Annotated in this window: 7 protein-coding genes; 2 read left to right on the top strand and 5 right to left on the bottom strand. The window is 46.0% G+C overall.

Annotated elements, in window-relative coordinates:
* Positions 1-324: 324 nt before the first annotated feature.
* Both PHU49_12530 and PHU49_12525 read right to left on the bottom strand, forming a co-directional pair.
* A complete protein-coding gene (locus tag PHU49_12530) occupies positions 325-1,212 on the bottom strand; it encodes a hypothetical protein (protein MDD5244832.1) in 888 nt (295 codons plus the stop codon).
* A 3-nt stretch (positions 1,213-1,215) separates the two neighbouring features.
* Complete coding sequence (locus tag PHU49_12525; protein MDD5244831.1) at positions 1,216-2,190, bottom strand: NlpC/P60 family protein; 975 nt, start codon at positions 2,188-2,190, stop codon at positions 1,216-1,218.
* Between the two features lie 221 nt (positions 2,191-2,411).
* Here PHU49_12525 and PHU49_12520 point away from each other — a divergent pair, with 221 nt between their 5' ends.
* On the top strand, positions 2,412-4,409 hold the full coding sequence (locus PHU49_12520) for a heterodisulfide reductase-related iron-sulfur binding cluster (GenBank protein ID MDD5244830.1): 1,998 nt from the start codon (positions 2,412-2,414) through the stop codon (positions 4,407-4,409).
* 74 nt (positions 4,410-4,483) lie between these two features.
* Here the strand turns inward: PHU49_12520 and PHU49_12515 are convergent, their stop codons facing one another.
* Positions 4,484-4,657, bottom strand: coding sequence for a 4Fe-4S binding protein (locus PHU49_12515; protein MDD5244829.1), 174 nt, complete (start codon positions 4,655-4,657; stop codon positions 4,484-4,486).
* Between the two features lie 190 nt (positions 4,658-4,847).
* Between PHU49_12515 and PHU49_12510 the strand changes: the two genes are divergently transcribed.
* Complete coding sequence (locus PHU49_12510) at positions 4,848-5,540, top strand: hypothetical protein (protein ID MDD5244828.1); 693 nt, start codon at positions 4,848-4,850, stop codon at positions 5,538-5,540.
* Positions 5,541-5,744: 204 nt separating this feature from the next.
* Here the strand turns inward: PHU49_12510 and PHU49_12505 are convergent, their stop codons facing one another.
* Complete coding sequence (locus PHU49_12505) at positions 5,745-6,458, bottom strand: alpha/beta hydrolase (GenBank protein MDD5244827.1); 714 nt, start codon at positions 6,456-6,458, stop codon at positions 5,745-5,747.
* Positions 6,455-6,891, bottom strand: a 437-nt coding sequence (locus PHU49_12500) for a ribonuclease H-like domain-containing protein (GenBank protein ID MDD5244826.1), incomplete at its 5' end; no start/stop codon positions are given. The genes PHU49_12505 and PHU49_12500, both read right to left, overlap by 4 nt.

The following is a 6,891-nucleotide window of genomic DNA, read 5'->3' as shown; positions in this document are numbered from 1 at the left end:
GTAGAACGTATATGCATAAACAGAGAAGGCTGCTAAAAAAAAGATGATCACACCTATGATGCATGACCTCAGATTCTCTTTAACGAATGCGATGGCTGACTCGATTACCGTGATCAGTATATCAGACCTTTTTATTTCCTCTTTTTTCTTCTTCGCCATGGTAGATATTTCACCATACAACATGGGACAAGTCAACAAGATAGCTTATAAATACAGCTCATAGCTACAAATGCAGGCTGAGGAGAAACAGGTTAAGGTTAAGCAGTTTCTCAACCTAAACCTCAGTCTCAACCTGTTTTTAAGTATTTGAGCCATGAGCCGGAGTTATCGCCACAGCACGGTAAACCTGTCTATAAGCGGAAAGGTAAGGCAGGATATGAGGATTGCCGTTATAACGAACAATACGTATATGGACCTCCCGGTTCTTCGTAGGCCCTCAAGAAAATTAAAAAAGGCGATAGTCTCAAGCCCGAAGGCGAGAAAGCCAAGATAACCCGGAAGGGGCATCTCAAAGACCTTCTCCTTTTCAAGAAAGGGGACAGAGTATATCCATTTTGAGACAGACAGGTAATTCCACATCTCCCAGAGGATACCGCATATGAGACCGGCAACAGCAGCGCTGACAAGGTGGCCTGCAAAGCCCTTTTCAAGGTCTTTCATGAACGACCTGTATCCCCGCATGTAGTTGACGGCATCCATGACCGGGACAGCAAATATCCAGGCGCAGGCAAAAAGATATCGTGGAAAGGCAAGGGTCAGCAACAGTATCACAATGCCGAGGGGGACGGCATAGACAGGATACCGCTCGATTCTGAGAGGTCTTACAATGATGTCGCCGAACAGGATATAGATCAATTCCTTTGTAAGATAGATCGCGGGAATGACCGTACCATAGGAAAGGAAGTATCCTCCGTACCGCAGGATCTCGTTGACAGGGAGGTTTATGTAGTGCCAGTTATGGAGCCGTATATTGATCAGTTCGAAGAGACACCAGAAGCCGCAGGAGATTATGACAAGCGGAGCGATATGCCTGTTCAGCACAAAAAATCTCTTTTCTTTCAGGGCCAGTGCTGCATCAAGGAAGATGATGTATGACCACCAGGACGTAACGTAGAAAAAGTATTGAAACGGCTCCATTCTTTTGACGAGGACGTAGTATCCTGAGAAATGGAGCAGGATGGAAAAGGCGAGAAGGGAAAAGGGTTTTAACACATATTATGATCTGTTTGAGGTCTTGTATGCGGCATTGGTTGTTTCGGGGTTTTCTTCCGTGGGTCGTTTTACCCTTGTCGCACCGGCGTATGTCCTCGAGTAGTAACTGGAATCCAGGGAATCTACCTTGACCCCCAGTTTGCTATGGTATGAAGAGGAATGGATGAAATTCCCATCACCGATGTATATTCCGACGTGCGTCGGATATTTAGCGTATCTTTTTGTCTTGAAGAACACAAGGTCTCCGACCGAAAGCTCTTCTTTTGATACCTTTGCCCCGACCTTGAATTGTTCCCTCGCACTTCTCGGCAACGCAACATCGAATATCTCATAGATCTTTTTAACATAAGCCGAGCAATCGAGACCCCTTACGCTTTCCCCGCCGTACCTGTAAGGGGCTCCCATGAAGCTTTTGGCAACCTTTACGAGCATATATTTTTCGTCACTGTTTTTCCAGGGTTGAAGGGATTTCTGAACGAGGGTAACATACTCTTCGTCGCTGTTTTCTGTGAACCTCGGGATGAGCAGGATGCTTCCGGGTTTCAACCTTTTGTTCTGGGGATTCTGCAGGTCATTTGCCTCCGCAATGTCTTCTCTGTCAACCTCAAATCTCATTGCTATCTTGTTAAGGGTATCACCTTTTTTGACCTTATATTCGATAAATTCGCCCTCATTCCCGGTTGTGACGATCTCTTCGGTTCTGTTCTTTTTAGCTGCCTTCTTTTTACCGGTATTGGCATTTGGAGATACATCCGACGCATCTGTCTTCACAACGAGGACCTGACCAAGACTTAGCTTGGTGGACCTGAGGTTGTTCATTGACTTCAACTGATTCACCGATACATGGTATCTTTTTGCCAGGTTGTATAAATTATCGCCCTGTTTGATCTTATGGGTAATGTTTGAAGAATGTGAATAAGTGGGGATGAGGACAGCAAACGAGAAGAAAATCGCACAGATCAGTATAAGCTTTTTCATGGATTAGATTCTACCTTATCAAAATTGTTAAAATTATGTCAAGAAAAAATTGTCTTTATTTGCGATATCGTGGATACAAAATCGGCTGTTTTGCTTTATCTCTCTTATATATAGCGAAAAAAAGCCGGGAAAGGATTGTGAATTATGTCACATTTTTATTGATTTTATCGTCCTTTTGTATTGATAATATATGCAAAAAAAACGTTCAGGAGGCACAGGATATGATGGATATCGGGAGAGAGATATTCTGGAACGTAAAAGATACCGGTGCGCAGTGGATCAGTTACGCGCTGATGATCATTACGTTCATCATCTTAATCGTGGGATTAAAAAAGCGTTATGCTATGTGGAAGATGGGAAAACCGGCCCCCATCCACTTTACAAAAAGGCTTGGTGAACGTATAGGGTATTTCATCACCAACGGTATATTCCATAAGTCCATACTCCGGGAAGCCTTTCCCGGCTGGATGCATTTCCTCATCTTCTGGGGATTCCTTATTCTCGCTATCGGAACAGGCTTGGTCGCGTTCCAGGCAGACTTTACGGATCTTCTGTTCAAGGTGAAGTTTTTAAAAGGTGGTTTCTACCTGATCTTCTCATTCATGCTGGACCTCGCCGGTCTCATGGCAATTGTCGGTATCCTTATGGCCATGTGGAGAAGATACATCACGAAGCCTCCGCGCCTTGACAACAAGCCGGACGACGGCATAGTCCTCGTCTGGATACTTGTCGTCCTCGTGACCGGCTTTCTGGCTGAAGGCTTACGTATTGCCCATTCAATGCCTGATTATGAGCGCTGGAGCTTTGTCGGCTGGTTCACTGCCTCGATCTTTACGGGTATGTCAAAGGGATCCATAGAGGTCACGCACAAGGTCTTCTGGTATTTCCATATGGTGATCTCCTTCGGTCTTATTGCTTACATCGTGTATTCAAGGCTGCTCCACATCATTACCTCCTCGCTGAACATGATGTTCAGAGGCGTTGAGGATAATCCGAGGGGCGCCATAGAACCCATCACTGATTTTGAGAACGCGGAAGAGTTTGGCATCAACAACATAGAAAATTTTACATGGAGACAGATCTTTGACCTTGATGCCTGTACGCGGTGCGGCAGGTGTCAGGATCTTTGCCCTGCCTACGCAAGCGAAAAACCGCTTTCACCGAAGCAATTCATCCAGGATCTGAAAGGCGAGTGGGAAAAGGCGGCGAAAGGCATTAAGAACGAGGAAGGCATCATCGATAATGTCATCCAGGAAGAAACGCTGTGGTCATGCACGGCCTGCCTTGCGTGCCAGGTAAATTGCCCCGTATCGATTCCGACCTTCGACAAGAATATTGAAATGAGACGCTACCTTACCCTGACCCTTAGCAAAACAACCTCTGAGACGAGACTTCTCTTCAAGAATCTGCAGCAGAAAAATGATCCTTACGGAATGGGCAAGAGACAGAGAACAGAGTGGACAGAAGGTCTTGAAGTGAAGAACGTAGCCGAAAACGAAGTGGAATACCTCTACTGGGTAGGGTGTGTTGCCTCCCTCGATGATCGGAACAGAAAGGTCGCAAAGGCGTTCACTACGATACTGAACAAAGCCGGTGTCTCCTTTGGTATCCTTGGCCAGGACGAGACCTGTTGCGGAGATCCTGCCCGCAGATGCGGCAATGAAGACCTGTACCTCGGCATCGCCCAGGGTAATGTGGAGCTTCTCAACGAGATCGGCATAAAGAAGATCATTACAACCTGTCCGCACTGTTACCATACCCTTAAGAACGAGTATCCGCAGGTAGGCGGGAATTTTGAGGTCTATCACCAGGGTGAATTTATCTGGAAGCTGATGAATGAAGGGAAACTCGCGTTGAACCCTGCCATCGAAGGCACCATAACCTATCATGACCCCTGCTATCTCGGAAGGGTAAACGGTATTTTCGACCAGCCGAGAGGCCTCGTCGGGAAGGTCGCAAAGGGCTCGCTGGTCGAGATGGAAAGGAACCATGACAGGAGCTTTTGCTGCGGCGGCGGCGGCGGCAGGATATGGATGGAGGAGCATCACAAAAGGATCAATCATCTGAGGATCGACGAGGCCATAGCGATACCTGCAAGCACGGTGGTCACCGCGTGCCCCTATTGCCTGATCATGATGGAAGATGCAATCAAGGACAAGGAAAAGGTCGAGACGATGAAGGCCATGGACCTCTCCGAGATTCTTGTAAAGGGTTTATAAATTAAGGCATTAAGAGAGTTGGTATATAAAAGGATGGGCGCTTGTCCCATCCTTTTATATTTTTAGAATCGGGTTTACTCTTCCAGGGTTATTGCTTCTACCGGACATTCTTCTGTGCATGCACCACATTCTGTGCAGAGCTCAGGATCGACCTTTGCCGTATCATCAACAGTAATAGCATCGGCGGGACAAATCTCTGCGCACGCTCCACATCCTGTGCAGGCATCTTCATCAACTTTTGCAGGCATGTCTTTACCTCCTTTCCTTTTTAGAAATTCCTAAACAAATCTCAAAAGAATGTCAACAAAAAAATAAAATAGCTTACAATAAACAGTAAACTGCCGTTAGAGATATATTTTACCCGTGCGCTGAAAACCGACGGCCGGAAGGCTGATTTCCATTGACATACCTGCTTACATTGAATAAGATTTTCCCAATATGGTTGAATTCTTAAGAGACCTCTTTTTAGACCTCTATGATAACTTTTCAGAGGTTTTTCTCAACGTGATCGTCATGGTCATCGTCATGGTCGGCGGGTTGATCATCAGCTGGTTTATTAAAAAGCTGCTGGGCAGGCTCTTAATACTTTTCCGGTTTGATAAATGGGCACAGGACGTTGGTATTGCCAACCTTCTCCAAAAAGGTGGGGTCAAGACATTGCCTTCCATTGTCCTCAGTAAGATCGTCTACTGGGTATTCATCGTCCTTTTTCTGTCTTTTGGCCTCAATTTTATTGGCATTTCCCAGTTTTCCGAATATGCCTCCAAGATCTCCACGACATTGCCGTATATCATCGTTTCCCTTGTCATCGTTATTATAGGGATCATTTTCAGCAATTTTATAAGCAGGGTCATTTTTATGACCTGTGAAAATGCGAACATAAAATACGGCGATATTATTGCAAAAGGGGTGAGGATCTTTCTCATCATCATCACCTTTGGGATGGTTTTCGAGTATATCGGCATAGGGAATATGATAATCACCATCAGTTTTCTTATAATCTTCGGGGGCATCGTCATGACGCTTTCCCTTGCCCTTGGTATCGGATTGAGCAATGTCGTCGGCGACCTTATCCGGGAACGGCTGAAGACGAGGGGAGAGAGGAAGAAAGAAGGCAACGAAGGCCCGTAGTTTAAACCCGGATTTTCCATTAAAACGAACACCTGTGTCGGATTGTCCCCCGCAAACACGCGGGAAAAGACAGTGAATGGTCGATAGTGAATAGTAGATAGCAAAAGATAAAAAAGGCAAAGAGACAAACCGGCAAAATTCTTCCGCTGAACGGTTTCCTTTACAATCTCGATATACGAAATACGATATACGATATACGGTTTGCTATACGCTCAGCAGGTATCTCCGGAACCAGTTCAGGGTGAGGTTGATCGCCTTCTCCCGGTGCGCCGGGTTTGAAAATATGTGATCAGCCCCCTTTATGATCTCTATGCTTTTAGGTTTTTTAATGTTCCTGTATATTGCCTTTCCCTCCTGGAAGGGAACAACTTCATCTATTTCCCCATGAACCACGAGGGCAGAGGAAACCTTTTTCGCCTCTGACAATATGTCATATTCTGCAAAGTCATCATAAATATTTTCTTTAAAGGCGATCTCGGATATGCTGCCATCGCCCCGTTTTTCCAGCGTACAGGGTGTCGCCCAGAAGGATACGCATTGTATCCTCTTGTCCCGCGCTGCCTTTATCAGGGCCGTGGCCCCGCCGAAACTGCTCCCCACAATGCCTACGCTTTCGGGTTTGACCTGCCCGTGTCTCAATACGTATTCAGTGACATCGTTCAGATTTTCTATTCTGATTGAGAGGGTTGTGTCTTCAATATTGCCCCCGCTCGCACCGCATCCATGGTAATCAAACCGGCAGGTTGCGATACCGGCGCCGGCGAACCTTTCCGATAATGCAACGTACTTGGAACTCTCCTTGGAGCTTATCAGGCCGTGAGAGAGGATAACACAGGGGTATTTTCCCGGACCGTTGGGAACGGTCATGAGACCGGCTATCGTGTTAAATCCCGATCTGATCTGGAAATCCTGAATCATACCGGCTCCCTTCTCATCTCATCAAGTATCTTTTCAAGCGCTATGAGGTTTATCACGTCTTCCTTGTTGTATTCAAGGAGGAGGTTGAGGGCATTGAGGTTGCCCTTGTTCTTGTATCGTTCCCAGAGCCAGACCGCCTTGTACCCGTTCATACCCTCAGTTCTTCTCGTTATGCCGAACATCTTTTCAAGATCTTTCAGTCCCCCCTTGATGCCAAGTTTCTTTTTTTCTTTGAAAAGATCCCGGGAAACACGGTTTTCCTTGAGGTCAACATAGAGACGTTTTTTAATCTGCGGGAGGTCAAAACCGTCTCCGTTGAATGTTACGATTGTTTTTACATGGGCAAGCTCCTGTTCAACGCTGTAAATATCTATGTTTTTTCCATACCACTGCATAAAACCATTGTTTTCGATGGAGAGCCCGATCACACAAA

It is taken from the genome of Syntrophorhabdaceae bacterium (genome assembly GCA_028713955.1).
Lineage (GTDB): Bacteria > Desulfobacterota > Syntrophorhabdia > Syntrophorhabdales > Syntrophorhabdaceae > UBA5609.
Note: the sequence above shows the minus strand (reverse complement) of the source record. Positions and strands in the feature narration are given on the sequence as shown.